Source organism: Bradyrhizobium ivorense (assembly GCF_900696085.1).
GTDB lineage: Bacteria > Pseudomonadota > Alphaproteobacteria > Rhizobiales > Xanthobacteraceae > Bradyrhizobium > Bradyrhizobium ivorense.
The window spans coordinates 73,367-93,640 of the sequence record NZ_CAADFC020000022.1; the positions used below are offsets into that span (position 1 = coordinate 73,367).

Here is a 20,274-nt window from a genome sequence, read left to right on the forward strand (position 1 = left end):
GACCGCATCGATGGGATATCGCAGAGCTGCGGCCTCGACCTTGCTGACGGCGATCATGCTCGCGGCCTTGCCGGGCGTGGCGTCGTCGCAGATGAGCCATCAGCACGCCTCCGAAGCGGCGTGCGAGGAAGCCGATTTGCACTGCGCGACCAAGGTCACGCCCGCGTTCGGTCCGGACGGAACGTTGTGGCTCGCCTGGATGGCGGGCGGCCAGATTTCGGTCGCGAGCTCGAAGGATCAGGGCAGAAGCTTCTCCAAGCCGGTCCAGGTCACGCAGAAAGGGCTCAATCTGGATTGGGGGCCGGACGCACGGCCGAAGCTTGCGATCGATGCAAAGGGCGGCATCGCGCTGGCGTTCTCGACCTTCCGCGATCAGGCCTTCAATGGTCAGGTGCTCACCACGCGCTCGAGCGATGGCGGGCGCACATTCGATCCGCCGAAGCCGATCACCGCGAGCAATGAAAGCCAGCGCTTCGAGGCGATCGGTTTCGATCCCACCGGCGCTGTGTTCGCGGCGTGGCTCGACAAGCGCAACCGCGTGCCGGCACAGCAGCGCGGCCAGAAATACGACGGTGCCGCGCTGTTCTTTGCGACCTCGAAGGACGGCGGCGCGACGTATTCCGATGCGCAGCTGGTGGCCGACAATACCTGCGAATGCTGCCGGCTCGGACTTGCGTTCGACGGCGCAGGGCATCCCGTGGTCGTGTTCCGCAACATATTTGAGGGCGGCGTGCGCGATCATGCGATCGTGACGTTCAGCGATCTCGCCAAGCCCGGCGAGGTGCACCGGGTGAGCCGCGACGACTGGCAGATCGCGGCCTGTCCGCATCACGGCCCGAGCCTGACCATCTCGGCTGCCGGCACCTACCACGTGACCTGGTACACCAACGGTAAGGCGCGCAAGGGATTGTTCTACGCGCAGTCGCGCGACGGCGGGAAAACCTTTAGCGAGCCGTTTCCGATCGGCCAGCCGAACCACAGCCCGTCACGGCCGCAGATCATCGCCGGAACGCAGGGGCTCGCGATGGTCTGGAAGGAGTTCGACGGGCAGAAGACGTCGGTCAATCTGATGACGTCGCGCGATGACGGCGCGACCTGGTCGAAGCCGTCGGTGATCGCCGACACCGCCGACAGTTCCGACCATCCGCTGCTCGTGTCGGACAACCACCAGGTTTATTTGTCCTGGATGACCAAGGCCGACGGCTATCATTTCCAGGCGATCGGAGGCGAACCATGAAACGTCATTTGCTCGCTGCACTGATGCTGTTCGCCGCGCTGCCATCCGCCGCGGCGGCGGAGCAGGGCGCGCTAAAGCCGTTCGAGCGCGGCAGCTGGCAAAAACTGCTGCGCGCGCATGCCGGCCATCCGACTCTGGTACATTTCTGGGGTGTGACCTGCGGACCATGCAAGGTCGAGCTGCCGGAGCTCGGCCAGTTCATGAAGGATCACCCCGGCATCGACGTCGTGACGATCAGCGCGGATCTGGTTCCCACCCTGCCGGAGGCGACCCGAGCGATGCTGGATCGCGCCGGGCTGGCGTCGGCCGAGAACTGGATCTTTGGCGACGGTTTTGCTGAGCGGCTGCGCTTCGAGATCGATCCGGCATGGCAAGGCGATATCCCGCGAACCATGCTGGTGGCCCGCGACGGAACCGTCACAACGATCGAAGGCTCGGCCGAGATCGCCGATCTGAACAAATGGTCCGAGGCGCAGGCTGCCGCGCTACGATGATACGATAACTGGAAAGGACTCCGTTGCCATGAACACGTTCTCCCGTATCACCGCGCTCACCGCGCTCGCCACCGCACTCGTGTCCGCATCCGCGCGCGCCGAGGACGTCAAGGCCGGCGATCTCGTGATCACCCAGGCCTGGGCGCGCGCCACGCCGAGCGGCGCCAAGATCGGCGGCGGCTATCTCACCATCGAGAACAAAGGCACGACGCCCGATCGCCTGGTCTCGGGCTCCGGCGACGTCGCCGGCCGGATGGAGATCCACGAGATGGCGATGGACAACGGCGTGATGAAGATGCGCCCGCTCGATAAGGGCGTGACCATCGAGCCCGGCAAGACCTTGAAACTCGCGCCCGGCGGCTTTCATCTGATGATGTTCGACCTGAAGAACCCGCTGAAGCAGGGCGACAAGGTGCCGGTCACGCTGCAGTTCGAGAAGGCCGGCAAGGTGACGGTGTCGCTGGATGTGCAGTCGGTCGGCGCGCAGTCGCCCGGCGGCGGCCATTCCGGTCACAAGATGTGAGGCTGATCATGCGGACATATGCGCTCTTCGCCGTTGCCGCCGCGGCGCTCGCCGCGTCGCCGGCGATAGCGCACATCACGCTCGAGGCCAAGCAGGCGGCAGTCGGCTCGTACTACAAGGCCGTGTTCGCCGTGCCGCATGGCTGCGCGGGATCACCCACCGTCAAGGTCCGCGTGCAGATTCCGGAAGGCGTCATCGGGGTGAAGCCGATGCCGAAGGCCGGCTGGACGCTCGACATGGTCACCGGCAAATACGCCAGCGAGTACGACTACCACGGGGCGAAAATCTCGGAGGGGGTGACGGAGGTGGCGTGGAGCGGCGGCAAGCTTTCCGACCAGAACTACGACGAGTTCGTGATGCAGACCTTCCTCACCGATACGCTGAAGCCGAACACAGTGCTGTATTTCCCGGTCGTGCAGGAATGTGAGCAGGGCGTCAGCCGCTGGATCGACATCCCCTCGGCCGGGCAGGACGGCGGCCACGGTCATGGCAGCAGGACGCCGGCGCCGGGCGTCAGGCTGCTGCCGAAGTCGTAGCGCGATGCGGCTGGTCGCAAGCCTCGCCGCGCTGCTGGTGGCGCTGTGTCTTGCGACCGCGGCCCATGCGCATGCGGTGCTGATCGCCGCCGAGCCAGCCGACGGCAGCGTTCTGGCGGAAGCGCCGAAGATGCTGGTGCTCCGCTTCAACGAGGCGGTGGCGCCGACCGCGGTCAGCCTGCTCGATGCCGCAGGCCGGCCCCGCGACGTCGCAATCCGCGCCGTCGACCAGTCGGTGTTGGTGTCGCTGCCGTCCGACCTGCCGAAGGGCACGCAGGCGATCAGCTATCGCGTGGTGTCGCAGGACGGCCATCCTGTCGCCGGCTCGCTGCTGTTCTCGATTGGAACCGTCACCGGCGCGACGGCGGCGCCCGACGGCGGCGTGCTGCACGCACTGATCTGGCTGGCGCGGCTCGCGCTCTATTTCGGGCTGCTCGCCGGCGTCGGCGGCGTGTTCTTCGCGGCCTGGATCTCGCACGGACCCGCCGGTGAACGCCTGATCATGTGGGCGCTGAAGATCGGCCTGGTCGGCGCGATCGCCTCGCTCGGCTTGCAGGGCGTCGATCTGTTGAACCTGCCGCTCACGGGGATCCTGACACGGGCGGCATGGGCCACCGCCATCAATACCAGCCTGTTTCCCGCCTTGCTGCTCGCGATTGCCGCCATGCTGATCGCGGCGATCGCCTGGCGCAGCCCGTCGATCGGCGCGTCATGGCGGCGCACCGCGATCGCAATGATCTGCGTCGGGCTGTCATTTGCGATCAGCGGCCATGCCGCCACCGCCTCGCCGCAATGGCTGACGCGGACCGCGCTGTTCATCCATGGCGTCGGCCTGGCCTATTGGATGGGCGCGCTGGCGCCGCTGGCCGTGCTGGCCTGGCAGCGCAAGGATTCGCTGCTCCGGGTGCTCAGGTATTTCTCGACGCTCGCGGTGCCGATCGTCGCGCTGATCGCAGTGTCGGGCCTGGTGCTCGCCGTGGTTCAGCTGGAAAGTTTTCGCGCGCTCGTCGACACCGGATACGGCAACATCCTCTTGCTGAAGCTTGTGCTGGTGTCGTTGCTGCTGGTGTTCGCCGCGCTGAACCGGCTGGTCTTCACGCCGGCGATCGCGCGCGAATTCCACCGGACGCGGCCGCTGCAGCGCTCGATCGCGCTCGAATTCGTGCTGATGATCGCCATCCTCTCGCTGGTGGCGCTATGGCGCTTCACGCCGCCGCCGCGCGCGCTGGCGATGTCATCAGACGTTCCGCTCGCCGTCCACATTCACACCGATGCCGCAATGTTCCAGGTGCTGATCACGCCCGGCAAGGTCGGGCAGAACGACTTCGTGCTGCAGCTGATGAACGGCGACGCCAGCCCGTTTGCCGCCAAGGAGGCGGCGCTGACCTTGAGCCTGCCGGAGCGCGGCATCGAGCCGATGGAACGCAGCGCTACGCTTGGTCCCGACGGCTACTGGCATGTGAACAAGGCGCCGCTGCCGTTCCCGGGCCGCTGGCACATGCAGATCGGCGCCCTGGTGAGCGACTTCAAGAAAGTGACACTGGAAGACGACGTCGATATCCGCTAATGGCTGCGGCCTGCGTGCCGGGCCGTCCAGGCGGAGCGCAATACGCTCAAATGGCCGAAATTCGCCTGATTTGAAGGGTTTTTGACCTGAAGCGGCCTTGTGTTTTCGCACCCGATCCGGTTTCACTGCAGCTCCTCTGAGCCACCTCTGATTCTCCGAGTAACCCCATGCGATTGTCGCGGTTTTTCCTGCCCATCCTGAAAGAGAACCCGAAAGAGGCGGAGATCGTCTCGCATCGGCTGATGCTGCGCGCGGGCATGATGCGGCAGGAGGCGGCCGGCATCTATGCATGGCTGCCGCTCGGCTTCCGGGTGCTGAAGAAGATCGAGCAGATCGTGCGCGAGGAGCAGGATCGCGCCGGTGCGCTGGAGCTTCTGATGCCGACGCTGCAGCTCGCCGATCTCTGGCGCGAAAGCGGCCGCTATGATGCCTATGGCCCGGAGATGCTGCGCATCGCCGACCGCAACAAGCGCGAACTGCTGTACGGGCCGACCAACGAGGAAATGATCACCGAGATCTTCCGCGCCTACATCAAGTCGTACCGGAACCTGCCGCTCAACCTCTACCACATCCAGTGGAAATTCCGCGACGAGCAGCGTCCGCGGTTCGGCGTGATGCGCGGCCGCGAATTCCTGATGAAGGACGCCTATTCGTTCGACCTCGACGAAGCCGGCGCGCGGCGCTCCTACAACAAGATGTTCGTCGCTTATCTGCGCACCTTTGCGCGGATGGGCCTGAAGGCGATCCCGATGCGCGCCGAGACCGGCCCGATCGGCGGCGACCTCAGCCATGAATTCATCGTGCTCGCCGAGACCGGTGAGTCCGGCGTCTTCATCAATCGCGACGTGCTGGATCTGCCGGTGCCGGGCGCGGACGTCGACTATGACGGAGACCTGACCCCGATCATCAAACAGTGGACCTCGGTCTATGCGGCGACCGAAGACGTGCACGAGGCGGCGCGCTTCGAGCAGGAAGTGCCCGAGGCCAAGCGTCTGAACACGCGCGGCATCGAGGTAGGCCAGATCTTCTATTTCGGCACCAAATATTCCGACACGATGAAGGCACTGGTCACCGGTCCCGACGGCGTCGACGTACCGATCCACGGCGGCTCCTACGGCGTCGGCGTCTCGCGCCTGGTCGGCGCGATCATCGAGGCCTGCCACGATGACGCCGGCATCAAATGGCCCGAGGCCGTGGCGCCGTTCCGCGCTGCGATCCTCAACCTCAAGCAAGGCGACAGCGCGGTCGATGCCGCCTGCGAGCAGCTCTACCGCGACCTCACGGCGAAGGGCGTCGACGTGCTCTACGACGACACCGATCAGCGCGCCGGCGCGAAATTCGCAGCGGCCGATCTGATCGGCATTCCCTGGCAGATTCTGGTCGGGCCGAAGGGACTTGCCGACGGCAAGGTCGAGGTGAAGCGACGCAGCGATGGCTCACGCGACAACATGAGCCCGGCGGACGTGGTCGCAAAGCTCGCGGGCTAAAGATTATTCCAGTACGCAGTTATCCGCGGGGTAATGCGGCCACATTTGCCCCGAATCATGGGATTATCGACAGATGGATGAGACCATGACCGAGCCAGTCCGCACCCCGCCGTTTGCGCCATTCGAATGGCTGCTGTCCGGACGCTATCTGCGCGCGCGCCGCAAGGAAGGCTTCATCTCGGTCATCGCCGGCTTTTCGTTCCTCGGCATCATGCTCGGCGTCGCCACGCTGATCGTGGTGATGGCGGTCATGAATGGCTTTCGCAAGGAGCTCTTGGACAAGATCCTCGGCCTCAACGGCCATCTGCTGGTGCAGCCGCTGGAGTCGCCGCTCACCGACTGGAAGGACGTCGCCGACCGCATCAGCCAGGTCCCCGGCATCCGCCTGGCCGCGCCCGTCGTCGACGGGCAGGGGCTCGGTTCGTCGCCGTTCAACGCGGCCGGCGTCTTCATCCGCGGCATCCGCTCCGACGACCTCAACAACCTCACCTCGATCGCCAAGAACATCAAGCAGGGCTCGCTCGAGGGTTTTGACGAAGGGCAGGGGGTCGCGATCGGCCGCCGGCTTGCCGACCAGCTCTCGCTGCATGCCGGCGACATGATCACGCTGGTGGCGCCGAAGGGAGCGGTGACGCCGATGGGCACCACGCCGCGCATCAAGCCCTACAAGATCACGGCGGTGTTCGAGATCGGCATGTCGGAATACGATTCGACCTTCGTGTTCATGCCGCTGACCGAGGCGCAGGCCTATTTCAACCGCAACAACGACGTGTCCTCGATCGAGGTGTTCACCACCAACCCCGACCGCATCGACACCTACCGCAAGCTGGTGACGGAAGCGGCCGGGCGGCCGGTGTTTCTGGTCGACTGGCGGCAACGCAACTCGACCTTCTTCAACGCGCTGCAGGTCGAGCGCAACGTGATGTTCCTGATCCTGACCATGATCGTGCTGGTTGCGGCGCTCAACATCGTCTCCGGGTTGATCATGCTGGTGAAGGACAAGGGCCAGGACATCGCGATCCTGCGCACCATGGGGGCCTCGCAGGGCTCGATCATGCGGATATTCCTGATCACCGGCGCCTCGATCGGCGTGGTCGGCACGCTGACCGGCTTCTTCGTCGGCATGCTGATCTGCCTGAACATCGAATCGATCAGGCAGTTCCTGTCGTGGCTCACCAATACCGAGCTGTTCTCGCCGGAATTGTATTTCCTCTCAAAACTGCCGGCGGAAGTCGATTTCGGCGAAACGCTGGCGGTCGTGATCATGGCGCTGACGCTGTCTTTCCTCGCGACGCTCTACCCGTCGTGGCGCGCCGCGCGCCTCGATCCGGTCGACGCGCTCCGGTACGAGTGAGGCGTGCACATGGCGGAGGGGGCGGCGGAAGATGCACCGGTCATCTATCTTCATGATATCAAGCGGGAATACAGGCAGGGCGAGGCCACGCTGACGGTCCTCAACGGCGCCAAGCTGGCGCTGTGGCCGGGCCAATCGGTGGCACTGGTGGCACCTTCGGGATCGGGCAAGTCGACGCTGCTGCACATCGCCGGCCTCCTGGAGAGCCCCGACGACGGCGAGGTCTATGTCGCGGGCACGCCGACCTCGCAATTGTCGGATATGGACCGCACCCAGATTCGCCGTACCGATATCGGCTTCGTCTACCAGTCGCACCGGCTGCTGCCGGAATTCTCGGCGCTGGAAAACGTTATGCTGCCGCAGATGATCCGCGGCCTGAAGCGTTCCGAGACCGTGAAGCGCTCGACCGAAATCCTGTCCTATCTCGGGCTCGGCGACCGCGTCACCCATCGTCCGGCCGAGCTCTCGGGCGGCGAGCAGCAGCGCGTGGCGATCGCCCGCGCGGTCGCCAACGCGCCGCGGGCGCTGCTCGCGGACGAGCCGACCGGCAACCTCGATCCTGGCACGGCCGACCACGTCTTCAATGCGCTGATGCAGCTCGTGAAGGCGACCCGGGTCGCGATGCTGATCGCGACCCACAACATGGATCTCGCCGCGCGGATGGATCGCCGGGTGTCGCTGGCGGACGGGCAGGTCATCGAGCTGGGATAGGCATGATCCGGAAACATTCCGAAACGATCGTGCCCTCACGAAAGGCCGGAGCGCCTCAATAGGCTGGGCGGGGCCGTCTGGCTGCGCCCCGCGGCCGACCGGCGGCAGCTCCGGCGTAATAGGGATTGTCGAAGCAGATCGCGCCAAGGCCGGACGATACCGCCTTGCACTGCGCCAGCGAGGTATAGCTGCAGTCGGTGTCCTCGCCGCCAAAGCGGTAATTGGTTTTGCAGACCGGCGAGGTCGTATCGTACTTCTGCGCGCTCGCCGGCGTGGATGCGACAGCGCCCAGCGCCAACAGTGCCAGAACCAGGCCGCGCATCAGAAATCTCCTGTCGATCGGGGCGTCCGCAACGCCAAAGCGTGATGACGATTCAACCCAATCTCATCCGCTTTAGCGGAAAAACAGGTTGAAGAAATTTCCGTCGTCGCGGCGCTCGCGCGGAGGAACGTTGAGATAGGAGCGGGGATCGCGGTCACCGGCATAGTAGGGATTGGCGATGCAGTTCTGTCCAATTCCCGAGGCGGTGGCCAGGCACTGCTCATACGTCTCATAGCTGCAATTGCTGAGACCCTCGTAGCGGTCGCCCTGAATGCAGAACGGGTAGCGCACACCGACGGCATGCGCGGGGCCGGCTCCAAGTCCGGTTCCAAGCGTTGCGAGCGTGACCACGGACGCCGCAGCGAGAAGCATTGTTCGCATTTTCATTTCCCTGCCGCGAAGACTCTCTTGCGACGATCCAAACCGGACAACCGGGTTCCCGTCAACACGGTCTCACGCGCAATTGCACATGCCGATTTGAATTGTGAAGAATGTGCGGCGACGATGTGGCGAAATGTGCAAGAAGTGCCTCTAACACAGCATTAACTTACAATTTGAACTGACACGTTTGGGAGTGCCTGTTGCAGCGAAGTTACAGCAATTTGGATCGAGACTGCTATGACGATGTCTCGCGGCCTTGGGGGCCAGTAGAAAAAGTTGGAACGGGAAAAATGAAAAAGGTTTTGCTTGTCACGGCCAGCCTGATCGCGCTCGCTGCGGTCACTCCGGCCTCCGCGGCCGATCTCGCGGCTCGCCCTTACACCAAGGCACCGCCGATGGTTGCCGCCGTGTATGACTGGACGGGCTTCTACATCGGCGTCAACGGCGGTTGGGGCTCCAGCCGCAGCAGCTGGAACTCGGTTGCGCCGTTCCTGGTGGGCGGCGAAGGCAGCCACGATGCGGACGGCGGCACGGTCGGTGGTCAGATCGGCTATCGCTGGCAGTCCGGCGGCTGGGTGTTCGGCCTCGAAGCTCAGGGCAACTGGGCTGACTTCAAGGGCAGCAACAACAGCCTGCTGTTCCCCGGCTTCGTGAATACGTCGAAGACTGAAGCATTCGGCCTGTTCACCGGTCAGATCGGTTACGCCTGGAACACCACCTTGCTCTACTTCAAGGGTGGTGCTGCTGTGACCTCGGACAAGCATCGCATCAACTCGGCTGCCACTGGCGCGCTGTTTGCGAGCTCGAACGATGACACCAACTGGGGTGGCACCGTCGGTGTTGGTCTCGAATGGGCGTTCGCTCCGGGCTGGTCGGCTGGCGTCGAGTACGACCATCTGTTCATGCAGGATCGTACCGTCAACTTCACCTCGCCGGCCGGCGCGCTTGTCGCCAGCGACCGCATCAATCAGGACGTCGACCTCGTCACCGTCCGCCTGAACTACAAGTTCGGCGGCCCGGTCGTGGCGCGCTACTGATCGCTCGCTTAATTCAAGCGACACAGAAAGCCCCGGGCTCTGCCCGGGGCTTTTTTCTTTGGCGGGTTGGCTGAGACGCGCGGATTAACCATCGGTCGCGATCGCGAGAGAGACCCTTGCCGGGCGCGCTTGACTCCTAGAACAAAAAAGGAACAATGTTCTGCATACGTTCCAGTTCACGGGAGGCAAACATGCTGAAGGTTTTCGTGGAAGAAGCGGCGGCGCTGGCATCGATCACGCTGTTCGTCGGGATGATCGCGGTGTGGGCTCAGCTGATCCCGCAATTCTGAGAATGTGTGAGCAGGAACAGGGATATAGTGCGCCTTGTGGAGCTTTGGGGATAAGCGGTTAAAGCGATCAATCCACAGCGTTCCGCGTGGACTCGACAGTGCTCAAGCCTCACGATGCGAGGGCGAGTCGGGTCTGTCATTCTCCGAGGCCCGGCGCTCGCTCATCCCTGACGCAGACACCTTTGAGCAGCCATGTCGAATGCCGGATTCGTTCATCTTCACGTTCATTCGGCCTATTCGCTGCTGAAGGGCTCGATCAAGATCGCCAAACTCGGCGAGCTTGCGAAGGCCGACCGCCAACCGGCGCTGGCGCTCACCGACACCGACAACATGTTCGGGGCGCTGGAATTCTCCGACAAGATGGCCGGCTATGGCATCCAGCCGATCGTCGGCTGCGAGATCGCGGTGGATTTCGGCGACGTCGATCCGACGTCGCGCAGCATTCTGGCGGCGGGGCCGACGCGCATCGTGCTGCTGGCGGCGCGCGAGCGCGGCTACCAGAACCTGATGCGGCTGAACTCGCGGGCGTTTTTGGAGACGCCGGTCAACCAGACCCCGCACATCAAGTTCGACTGGCTCGCCGACAACGCCGAGGATCTGATCGCGCTGACCGGCGGGCCCGACGGGCCGATCGCGATGGCGCTGCGCGCCGATCAGGCGCAGCTGGCGGCCGCGCGCTGCGAGCGTCTCGCCAGCCGGTTCGGCGACCGTCTCTACATCGAATTGCAGCGCCACGGCGTCGACAAGGAACGGCGCACCGAGACCGGCCTGATCGATCTCGCCTACGCCAAGGGCCTGCCGCTGGTCGCAACCAACGAGCCGTATTTCGCGACCAACGACGACTATGAATCGCATGACGCGCTGCTCTGCATCGCCGGCGGCCATCTGATCGCCGAGACCAATCGCGAGCAGCTGACGCCCGATCACCGCTTCAAGACCCGGGCGGAAATGGCGGTGCTGTTCGCCGACATTCCGGAGGCGCTAGCCTCGACGGTCGAGATCGCCGAGCGCTGCTCGTTCCGGCCGAAGACGCGCAAGCCGATTCTGCCGTTCTTCACCGTCGGCGCCGAATCGAGCGTGGACGCCGCCGCCGACGAGGCCGCCGAGCTGAAGCGTCAGGCCGAGGAGGGGCTTGCCAACCGCCTGCGCGTGCACGGGCTGTCGCCGGGCATGACCGAGGAGGACTACAGCAAGCGGCTCGCCTTCGAGCTCGACGTCATCACCCGCATGAAATATGCGGGCTACTTCCTGATCGTGTCCGACTTCATCAAATGGGCCAAGGCGCAGGGCATTCCGGTCGGGCCAGGCCGCGGCTCCGGCGCGGGCTCGCTGGTGGCGTGGGTGCTGACCATCACCGACCTCGATCCGATGCGCTTTGCGCTGCTGTTCGAGCGCTTCCTCAATCCTGAGCGCGTTTCGATGCCGGACTTCGACATCGACTTCTGCCAGGATCGCCGCGGCGAGGTGATCCAGTATGTGCAGGAGCGCTACGGCCGCGACCAGGTGGCACAGATCATCACCTTCGGTACGCTGCAGGCGCGCGGCGTGCTGCGCGACGTCGGCCGCGTGCTGCAGATGCCCTATGGTCAGGTCGACAAGCTGACAAAACTGGTGCCGCAAAATCCGGCGGCCCCCGTGACGCTGGCGCAGGCGATCGAGGGTGAGCCGAAGCTACAGGCGTTCCGCGACGAGGATCCGGTGGTGGCGCGCGCCTTCGACATCGCGCAGCGCCTGGAGGGCCTGACCCGCCACGCCTCGACCCACGCCGCCGGCATCGTGATCGGCGATCGCCCGCTCAGCGAGCTGGTGCCGATGTATCGCGATCCGAAATCCGACATGCCGGTCACCCAGTTCAACATGAAATGGGTCGAGCCCGCGGGCCTCGTCAAATTCGACTTCCTCGGCCTCAAGACGCTGACCGTGCTCGACGTCGCGGTCAAGCTGCTCAAGCAGCGCGACATCCATGTCGATCTCGCGACGCTGCCGATCGACGACGCAGCGAGTTACCAGATGCTGGCGCGCGGCGATGTGGTCGGCGTGTTCCAGGTGGAAAGCCAGGGCATGCGGCGCGCGCTGATCGACATGCGGCCGGACCGTTTCGAGGACATCATCGCGCTGGTGGCGCTGTATCGCCCCGGTCCGATGGCGAACATCCCGACCTACTGCGCGCGCAAGCACGGCGACGAGGAGCCGGAGTATCTGCATCCGATCCTGGAGCCGATCCTGAAAGAGACCTTCGGCGTCATCATCTATCAGGAACAGGTGATGCAGATCGCGCAGCAGATGGCCGGCTACTCGCTCGGCCAGGCCGACCTGCTGCGCCGCGCGATGGGCAAGAAGATCCGCGCCGAGATGGACAAGCAGCGCGACGTCTTCGTCGCCGGCGCGACCAAGAACGGCGTCACGAAGGGCCAGGCGGAGACCATCTTCGAGCTGCTGGCAAAGTTCGCCGACTACGGCTTCAACAAGAGCCACGCCGCCGCCTACGCGCTGGTGTCCTACCACACCGCCTACATGAAGGCGCATTACCCGGTCGAGTTCTTGGCGGCGTCGATGACGCTCGAACTCAACAACACCGACAAGCTCTCCGAATTCCGCTCCGAGGCGCAGCGGCTCGGCATCAAGGTCGAGGCGCCCAACATCAATCGCTCCGGCGCGACCTTCGAGGTCGGCGACAAGACGATCTATTACGCGCTCGCCGCGCTGAAGGGCGTCGGCATCCAGGCCGTCGAGCAGATCATCGCGGAGCGCAACAACAAGGGCGCCTTCACCTCGCTCGCCGATTTCGCCTCGCGCGTCAGCCCGAGGGCCATCAACAAGCGGATCATCGAGAGCCTGGCTGCGGCGGGCGCCTTCGACACGCTCGAGCCGAACCGCGCGCGGGTGTTCGCCGGCGCGGATTCGATCCTCGCCGCCTGCCAGCGCAGCCACGAGGCCGCGACGTCGGGGCAGAACGACATGTTCGGCGGCGCCGCGGATGCTCCCAGCATCATGCTGCCGCAGGTCGAGCCTTGGCTGCCCGCGGACCGGCTGCGCCGCGAATATGACGCGATCGGCTTCTTCCTGTCGGGGCATCCGCTCGACGATTACGCGACCGCGCTGAAGCGGCTGCGCGTGCAATCCTGGGCGGAATTTTCCCGCGCGGTCAAAACCGGCGCGACCGCCGGCAAGGTCGCCGCCACCGTGGTGTCGCGCATGGAGCGGCGCACCAAGACCGGCAACAAGATGGGCATCATGGGCCTGTCGGACCCGACCGGCCATTTCGAGGCGGTGCTGTTCTCCGAAGGGCTCGCGCAGTACCGCGACGTGCTCGAGCCGGGCGCAGCGGTGCTGCTGCAGCTCGGCGCCGAGCTGCAGGGCGAGGACGTGCGGGCGAGGGTGCTGCACGCCGAACCGCTCGATCACGCCGCGGCCAAGACCCAGAAGGGCCTGCGCATCTTCGTGCGCGACACCAGGCCGCTCGACTCGATCGCCCGCCGGCTCAACATGCCGGACGCGGCGCCCGCCGCGGGCGCAGGCGGCGCGCCAAAGCCGCCGGTGCTCAAGCCGGGCGCAGCGCCTGCACCGCCGCCCGCGGGGGCCGACGGCGACGTCTCGCTGGTGATGATGCTCGACCTCGAGACCGAGGTGGAGATGAAGCTGCCGGGCCGCTACAAGGTCTCGCCGCAGATCGCCGGCGCGATCAAGGCCGTGGCCGGGGTCGTCGACGTCCAGACGCTGTAAAGCCGGGCCAAAACCGGCCGTTTCGGCCGGAATCCGGCGTTTCCGGCCGGCGTAACCGGCCGTATTTCCTTGCTTCTGGCGCAAATCGCGCTATATAGCGCGCCATCTCACACGGAAACATGGCTCTCAAAGGCCGTCCGGTGGCAACCGGGCCTGTCAAGGCGCGTTTGCTCACACGTTTCCGGAGGAACCAACCGGAGAATCAAAACCTATGGCGCTACCCGATTTCAACATGCGTCAGCTCCTCGAAGCTGGCGTTCACTTTGGCCACCAGGCCCACCGCTGGAACCCGAAGATGCAGGATTACATCTTCGGCGCCCGCAACAACATTCACATCATCGATCTCGCGCAGACCGTGCCGATGCTCCACACCGCCCTGAAGGCGGTCAGCGACACGGTCGCCAAGGGCGGCCGCATCCTGTTCGTCGGCACCAAGCGTTCGGCGCAGGACGGCGTCGCCGAGGCTGCCAAGCGTTCGGCGCAGTACTTCGTCAATTCGCGCTGGCTCGGCGGCACGCTGACCAACTGGAAGACGATCTCGGCCTCGATCAAGCGGCTGCGTCACCTCGACGAGGTGCTCGCCTCGGGCGAAGCCAACTCCTACACCAAGAAGGAGCGGCTGACCTTGCAGCGCGAGCGCGACAAGCTCGACCGTTCGCTCGGCGGCATCAAGGACATGGGCGGTCTGCCCGACATGATCTTCGTGATCGACACCAATAAGGAAGACATCGCGATCCAGGAGGCCCAGCGCCTCAACATTCCGGTCGCCGCGATTGTCGACACCAACTCGGATCCGAAGGGCATCACCTATGTGGTGCCGGGCAATGACGACGCCGGCCGTGCGATCTCGCTCTACTGCGACCTCGTGGCGCGCGCCGCCATCGACGGCATCTCGCGCGCCCAGGGTGAGTCCGGCATCGACGTCGGCGCGTCGGCGGACCCGGTACAGGAAGAGCTGCCGGCGGCCGCGCCGTCCGGCTTCCAGGGCCTCGCGGGTCCCCGCGGCACCGCCGACAACCTCAAGAAGCTCACCGGTGTGTCCGGTGCGATCGAGAAGAAGCTCAACGACCTCGGCATCTTCCACTATTGGCAGCTCGCCGAGCTCGACCATGACACCGCGCACAAGATCGGCGAAGAAGTCGGTCTGCCGAGCCGCGCCGACGCCTGGGTCGCCCAGGCCAAGACGCTCGCCGAAGCGGAATAAACGTTACGCGGCGTGGCCGGGCCTGTCCCGGCCGCCGCTCCTGTTCCACGAACAACGGTTTCCCTGTTGCTGAAAGCGGCGCCACCCGGCGCCGCGGCTTCATCACAGGCAAGAAGGACATTGAACGATGGCGACGATCACAGCAGCGATGGTCAAGGATCTCCGCGAGTCGACCGGCGCGGGCATGATGGATTGCAAGGCGGCGCTGACCGAGAACAACGGCGACATGCAGGCCGCGCAGGATTGGCTGCGCAAGAAGGGCATCACCAAGGCTGCCAAGAAGTCCGGCCGCGTCGCGGCTGAAGGCCTGATCGGTGCGGTGACTTCCGGCACCAAAGGCGTGCTGGTCGAGGTTAATTCGGAAACTGACTTCGTCGCGCGCAACGAGCAGTTCCAGGGCCTGGTCAAGATGATCGCCCAGGTCGCACTGCACAACGGTGCCGATGTCGAGACCATCAAGGCCGCCAAGGTCGGCGACGTCACCGTCGAGACCGCGATCTCGGACGCCATTGCGACCATCGGCGAGAACATGACGCTGCGCCGCGCCGCCGCGCTCGAGGTCAGCAAGGGCGTGGTGTCGAGCTACGTCCACAACGCCGTGATCGACGGCGCCGGCAAGATCGGTGTGATCGTGGCGCTTGAATCCGCCGGCAAGACCAACGAGCTTGCGATCCTCGGCCGCCAGCTTGCCATGCACGTCGCCGCCGCGAAGCCGCTGGCGCTCGACTCGACCGGGCTCGATCCGGAGACCGTCAAGCGCGAGAAGGACGTGCTGGCCGACAAATACCGCCAGCAGGGCAAGCCGGAGAACGTCATCGAGAAGATCGTCGATTCCGGCCTGAAGACCTATTTCAAGGAAGTCTGCCTGCTGGATCAGGCCTTTATCCACGACAGCGGCAAGTCCGTTGCCCAGGCCGTGAAGGAAGCTGAGGGTAAGGTCGGCGCGCCGATCAAAATTGCCGGCTTTGTGAACTATGCTCTCGGTGAGGGAATCGGGAAGCAGGAAAGCGACTTCGCCGCCGAAGTCGCGGCCGCCAGCGGCAAGAAGTAAGCCGCTGACATCGAGGCCTCCGGCGCACGCGCCGGAAGCCTGCCTGCGCGGGATAAGAAAGCGATCGCATCATGGCTGAGCCGATCTATCGTCGCGTGGTGATCAAGCTGTCCGGCGAATATCTGGCCGGCTCCCACGCCTTCGGGATCGACCAGCCGACCGTCGACCGCATCGCCGACGACCTGATCGCGGCGCAAAAGCTCGGCATCGAGGTCGCGGTCGTGATTGGCGGCGGCAACATCGTCCGCGGCGTCGAAGTCTCCGCGCGCGGCGTGTCCCGGCCGACCGGCGACACCATGGGCATGCTCGCCACCATGATGAACTGCCTGGCGCTGGAGGCGGCGATCGAGCGCAAGGGGACCGCGGCGCGGACGCTGTCGGCATTCGTTATGCCGGAGATTTCCGAGCTGTTCACCCGCAGTGCAGCGCACAAATATCTCGCCGAGGGACGGATCGTCCTGCTCGGCGGCGGAACCGGCAATCCGTTCTTCACCACCGACACCACCGCGGTGCTGCGGGCGGCCGAGATCGGCGCGCAGGTGGTGCTGAAGGCCACCAATGTCGACGGCGTCTACAGCGCCGATCCGAAGAAGGACCCCAAGGCCAAGCGCTTCGACCGCCTGACCCATTCGCAGGCGATCGAGGGTGGCTACAAGGTCATGGATGCGACCGCTTTCGCGCTTGCTCGCGAGACGTCGCTGCCTATCATCGTGTTTTCGATCGCGGAGCCCGGTTCGATCGGTGGGATTCTGCGCGGGTCCGGACACGGCACCGTCGTCGCCGGCTGACGCTGGCGCCTACGGGCCGCGTCAACCGGTTTCTTGAAAAGGGAGAACGTCATGGCCGCACCTGGTTTTGACATCAACGAAGTGAAGCGCCGGATGCAGGGCGCCACGCAGTCGCTCAAGCACGAGCTTGGTGGCCTGCGCACCGGCCGCGCCGCGGCCTCCATGCTGGAGCCGGTCCAGGTCGAGGCCTACGGCTCGCACATGCCGCTCAACCAGGTTGCGACCATCAGCGTGCCCGAGCCGCGTCTGCTGTCCGTTCAGGTCTGGGACAAGTCGATGGTCAAGGCCGTGGAAAAGGCGATCGTCGATTCCAATCTCGGCCTGTCGCCGGCCACCGAAGGCCAGGTGCTGCGGCTGCGCATTCCCGAGCTCAACCAGGAGCGCCGCAAGGAGCTGGTCAAGGTCGCGCACAAATACGCCGAGCAGGCCAAGGTCGCGGTCCGCCACGTGCGTCGCGACGGCCTCGATATCATCAAGAAGATGGAAAAGAATCACGAGATCTCCGAGGACGATCAGGAGCGCCTGTCCAACGAGGTGCAGAAGGCGACCGACGGGATGATCCACGAGATCGACCAGCTGCTGGCCGCCAAGGAAAAGGAAATCCTGACGGTCTGACGCGACCTTTCGCTTTGACGCGCTTTCTTCACGTCGGCTTGTCCGCGTGAGAGCGCCATGGGAACACGCCATGTCGAACGCCGTAGCCCCTGCAACCGACGGACCGGATCGCTCCGGAAGTCCGTTGCACGTGGCGATCATCATGGACGGCAACGGGCGCTGGGCCGCCGCGCGCGGCCTGCCGCGCGCCGAAGGCCATCGCCGCGGCGTCGAGGCGTTGCGCCGCACGGTGCGCGCGGCCCATGAACTCGGCGTGCACTACCTCACGATTTTCTCGTTCAGCTCGGAGAACTGGTCGCGGCCGGCGACCGAGATCGGCGATCTGTTCGGTCTGCTGCGCCGCTTCATCCGCAACGATCTGGCGAGCCTGCATCGCGATGGCGTGCGGGTGCGTGTGATCGGCGAGCGCGACGGGCTCGACCCCGACATCTGCGCGCTGCTCAACGAGGCCGAGGAGCTGACCAAGGGCAATGTGAAGCTCAATCTCGTCGTCGCCTTCAACTACGGCTCGCGCGCCGAAATCGCCGCTGCCGCGCGGCGGCTCGCGCGCGAGGTCGCCGAAGGCAAGCGCGACGCCGCTTCGATCGACGCCGACACGCTCGGGCAATATCTCGATGCGCCCGACATTCCCGATCCCGATCTGATCATCCGCACCAGCGGCGAGCAGCGCCTGTCGAATTTCCTGATGTGGCAGGCCGCCTATAGCGAACTGGTGTTCGTGCCGGTGCTCTGGCCCGATTTCGACAAGGCGGCGCTGGAGAGCGCGATCGCGGAATACGGCAGGCGCGAGCGCCGCTTCGGCGGCCTCGCTGCGAAAACCGGCTCGTGACCGAGGGCGAAGCCGCGCGCGCGGCAGCGGAAGCCGCACCGGAGCCTGCGAAACACGCTTCCGAAGCCGCGAGCGAGCAGGGCTCGCGCAATCTCGTGATGCGCGTCGTCGCGGCCCTCGTGCTGGCGCCGGTCGCGATCATGCTGGCCTATGTCGGCGGCATTGCCTGGACCTTGTTGGTGACGCTGGCCGCGATCGGACTGTTCGTGGAATGGCTGATGGTCACGGACGTCGGCCGCGAGCTCCGTGTGGTGGGCCCCGGCGTTGCCGCGCTGCTGCTTGCCGGTCTCGGCCTGATCGCCGGCCGGATCGATGCGGCGCTGATTGTGCTCGCGATCGGCGCGGTCGCGGTGGCGCTGACCTCGGGCGAGCGGCGCAACTGGGCGACCGCCGGACTGCTCTATGCAGCGGCCGCCGAGGTCGCATCGGTGCTGGTGCGCCTCGATACGGCCAAGGGGTTTGGCGCGCTGATGTTCGTGCTGCTGGTGGTGTGGGTCACCGACATCGGCGGCTATTTTGCCGGTCGCAGCATCGGCGGACCAAAGCTCTGGGTGCGGATCAGCCCGAAGAAGACCTGGGCCGGCGCCATCGGCGGCTTCGCGGCGAGCCTGCTGGTGGCGGCCGGCTTTGCCGCCTTCGAGATCGGCTCCACCGCGCCGCTATTGGTGCTCGGCGCGCTGCTGTCGGTGGTGTCGCAGCTCGGCGACCTCTTCGAATCCGCCGTGAAGCGGCGGTTCGGGGTGAAGGATTCGAGTCATATCATTCCCGGCCATGGCGGGGTCCTGGACCGCCTGGACGGGTTTGTCGCGGCCGTGATTGTTGCGGCGATTTTAGGTTTCGTTCGCGGCGGCGCCGATGGCGTCGGGCGCGGTCTTATGGTTTGGTGATGTGATGAGCGCAGTTCCATTGCGTAACAACAAGGCCGCGGCATCCGCGGTGCGGTCGGTAACTGTCCTGGGCGCCACCGGCTCGATCGGTGACAGCACCATGGATCTCCTGCGCGGCGCGCGGGATCGCTACCGGGTCGAGGCGCTGACCGCGAACAGCAATGTCGAGGCGCTGGCCAAGCTCGCCAGGGAATTCGGCGCGCGGTTTGCCGCGATCGCCGACCCCACGAAATTGTCCGCGCTGAAGGATGCGCTGGCCGGCACCCGCACCGAGTGCGGGGCGGGCGAGAGCGCCATCATCGAGGCCGCGGCGCGGCCTGCCGACTGGGTGATGGCGGCGGTCAGCGGCGCCGCCGGGCTCAAGCCCGCGCTCGCCGCGGTCGATCGCGGCGCCTCCGTTGCGCTCGCCAACAAGGAGTGCCTGGTCTGCGCCGGCGATTTCTTCATGGAGCGCGCCGCCAAGGCCGGCGCCTGCATCCTGCCGGCGGATTCCGAGCATAACGCGCTGTTCCAGGCGCTGGCCTCGGGCGACCGCGCCGAATTGGTTCGCGTGATCATCACCGCTTCGGGCGGCCCGTTCCGCACCTGGGCTCCGGCCGACATCGAGCAGGCGACCCTGGAGCAGGCGCTGAAGCATCCGAACTGGAGCATGGGCCAGAAGATCACGATCGATTCGGCGTCGATGATGAACAAGGGCCTCGAGGTGATTGAGGCGTCCTATCTGTTCGCATTGACGCCGGACGAGATCGACGTGCTGGTGCACCCGCAGTCGATCATCCACGGCATGGTCGAATTCTCCGACCGCTCGGTGATGGCGCAGCTCGGCGCGCCCGACATGCGGATCCCGATCGCGCATTGCCTCGGCTGGCCCGACCGGATCGTCGGCCCGTCGGCGCGGCTCGATCTCGCCAAGATCGGTCAGCTCACCTTCGAGGCGCCGGATTTCGCCCGCTTCCCCGGGCTGCGGCTGGCCTACGAGGCGCTGCGGACCGGGAAGGGCGCGACGACCGTCTACAACGCCGCGAACGAAGTCGCGGTCGCCGCGTTTATCGCTGGCAAGATCAAGTTCGGCGCGATCGCTCGCCTGGTCGAAGCGACGATGAACGATTGGATCCGGACCGGGAATCGGGCACCGCTGGTCTCGGCGGATGATGCGATTTCCGTTGACCATGTTGCGCGAAATAAAGCTGCCGCCCTATTGCCTCAAATTGCCTTAAAGGCAACCTAGAGGGTTGGGG

General features: G+C 65.4%; 19 protein-coding genes. 17 read left to right on the plus strand and 2 right to left on the minus strand.

All coding sequences use genetic code 11. The features are described 5' to 3' along the window. The first annotated feature begins 10 nt into the window (after positions 1–10). The 8 genes from CI41S_RS28030 (at position 11) to CI41S_RS28065 (ending at position 7,909) form a co-directional block, all read left to right on the plus strand. Positions 11–1,237 (plus strand): sialidase family protein, encoded by a 1,227-nt coding sequence (locus CI41S_RS28030; RefSeq protein WP_139862524.1) that lies wholly within the window; start codon positions 11–13, stop codon positions 1,235–1,237. A 23-nt stretch (positions 1,238–1,260) separates the two neighbouring features. Continuing rightward, a complete protein-coding gene (locus tag CI41S_RS28035; protein WP_244626719.1) occupies positions 1,261–1,731 on the plus strand; it encodes a TlpA family protein disulfide reductase in 471 nt (156 codons plus the stop codon). A gap of 28 nt (positions 1,732–1,759) precedes the next feature. Next, positions 1,760–2,254 (plus strand): copper chaperone PCu(A)C, encoded by a 495-nt coding sequence (locus tag CI41S_RS28040; RefSeq protein WP_139862527.1) that lies wholly within the window; start codon positions 1,760–1,762, stop codon positions 2,252–2,254. An 8-nt stretch (positions 2,255–2,262) separates the two neighbouring features. Then, positions 2,263–2,790 carry a YcnI family copper-binding membrane protein gene (locus tag CI41S_RS28045; RefSeq protein WP_139862529.1) on the plus strand — a complete coding sequence of 176 codons (528 nt, stop codon included), beginning with the start codon at positions 2,263–2,265 and terminating at the stop codon, positions 2,788–2,790. 4 nt (positions 2,791–2,794) lie between these two features. Beyond that, positions 2,795–4,357, plus strand: a complete 1,563-nt coding sequence (locus tag CI41S_RS28050; protein ID WP_139862531.1) for a copper resistance CopC/CopD family protein — start codon at positions 2,795–2,797, stop codon at positions 4,355–4,357. Between the two features lie 167 nt (positions 4,358–4,524). Continuing rightward, the gene (gene proS, locus CI41S_RS28055) at positions 4,525–5,844 is read left to right on the plus strand and encodes a proline--tRNA ligase (RefSeq protein ID WP_139862533.1); all 1,320 of its coding nucleotides are present in this window, start codon (positions 4,525–4,527) and stop codon (positions 5,842–5,844) included. Between the two features lie 73 nt (positions 5,845–5,917). Next, a complete protein-coding gene (locus tag CI41S_RS28060) occupies positions 5,918–7,198 on the plus strand; it encodes a lipoprotein-releasing ABC transporter permease subunit (RefSeq protein ID WP_139483853.1) in 1,281 nt (426 codons plus the stop codon). Positions 7,199–7,207: 9 nt separating this feature from the next. Further along, entirely contained in the window at positions 7,208–7,909 is a 702-nt protein-coding gene (locus CI41S_RS28065) for an ABC transporter ATP-binding protein (protein WP_139862535.1), read from the plus strand. A 55-nt stretch (positions 7,910–7,964) separates the two neighbouring features. Here the strand turns inward: CI41S_RS28065 and CI41S_RS28070 are convergent, their stop codons facing one another. Both CI41S_RS28070 and CI41S_RS28075 read right to left on the minus strand, forming a co-directional pair. Further along, positions 7,965–8,231: a DUF3551 domain-containing protein gene (locus CI41S_RS28070; RefSeq protein ID WP_139862537.1), complete on the minus strand. Its 267-nt coding sequence runs from the start codon at positions 8,229–8,231 to the stop codon at positions 7,965–7,967. 72 nt (positions 8,232–8,303) lie between these two features. Further along, positions 8,304–8,612 carry a DUF3551 domain-containing protein gene (locus CI41S_RS28075; RefSeq protein ID WP_229178352.1) on the minus strand — a complete coding sequence of 103 codons (309 nt, stop codon included), beginning with the start codon at positions 8,610–8,612 and terminating at the stop codon, positions 8,304–8,306. A gap of 290 nt (positions 8,613–8,902) precedes the next feature. Here CI41S_RS28075 and CI41S_RS28080 point away from each other — a divergent pair, with 290 nt between their 5' ends. The 9 genes from CI41S_RS28080 (at position 8,903) to dxr (ending at position 20,264) form a co-directional block, all read left to right on the plus strand. Continuing rightward, complete coding sequence (locus tag CI41S_RS28080; protein WP_139483850.1) at positions 8,903–9,649, plus strand: outer membrane protein; 747 nt, start codon at positions 8,903–8,905, stop codon at positions 9,647–9,649. 482 nt (positions 9,650–10,131) lie between these two features. Beyond that, positions 10,132–13,662 carry a DNA polymerase III subunit alpha gene (gene dnaE / locus CI41S_RS28085; RefSeq protein ID WP_139862541.1) on the plus strand — a complete coding sequence of 1,177 codons (3,531 nt, stop codon included), beginning with the start codon at positions 10,132–10,134 and terminating at the stop codon, positions 13,660–13,662. 211 nt (positions 13,663–13,873) lie between these two features. Further along, positions 13,874–14,866 (plus strand): 30S ribosomal protein S2, encoded by a 993-nt coding sequence (locus tag CI41S_RS28090; protein WP_139483848.1) that lies wholly within the window; start codon positions 13,874–13,876, stop codon positions 14,864–14,866. Positions 14,867–14,993: 127 nt separating this feature from the next. Further along, a complete protein-coding gene (gene tsf / locus CI41S_RS28095; protein WP_139862542.1) occupies positions 14,994–15,917 on the plus strand; it encodes a translation elongation factor Ts in 924 nt (307 codons plus the stop codon). A 71-nt stretch (positions 15,918–15,988) separates the two neighbouring features. Continuing rightward, positions 15,989–16,705 carry a UMP kinase gene (gene pyrH / locus CI41S_RS28100; RefSeq protein WP_139483846.1) on the plus strand — a complete coding sequence of 239 codons (717 nt, stop codon included), beginning with the start codon at positions 15,989–15,991 and terminating at the stop codon, positions 16,703–16,705. Between the two features lie 51 nt (positions 16,706–16,756). Continuing rightward, positions 16,757–17,320: a ribosome recycling factor gene (frr, locus tag CI41S_RS28105; RefSeq protein ID WP_139483845.1), complete on the plus strand. Its 564-nt coding sequence runs from the start codon at positions 16,757–16,759 to the stop codon at positions 17,318–17,320. 70 nt (positions 17,321–17,390) lie between these two features. Further along, a complete protein-coding gene (locus tag CI41S_RS28110; protein WP_139483844.1) occupies positions 17,391–18,149 on the plus strand; it encodes an isoprenyl transferase in 759 nt (252 codons plus the stop codon). Beyond that, positions 18,146–19,036, plus strand: coding sequence for a phosphatidate cytidylyltransferase (locus CI41S_RS28115; protein ID WP_244626720.1), 891 nt, complete (start codon positions 18,146–18,148; stop codon positions 19,034–19,036). Before CI41S_RS28110 ends, CI41S_RS28115 begins: the two co-directional genes overlap by 4 nt. Before the next feature lie 4 nt (positions 19,037–19,040). After that, entirely contained in the window at positions 19,041–20,264 is a 1,224-nt protein-coding gene (gene dxr / locus CI41S_RS28120; RefSeq protein ID WP_139483843.1) for a 1-deoxy-D-xylulose-5-phosphate reductoisomerase, read from the plus strand. Positions 20,265–20,274 lie beyond the last annotated feature (10 nt).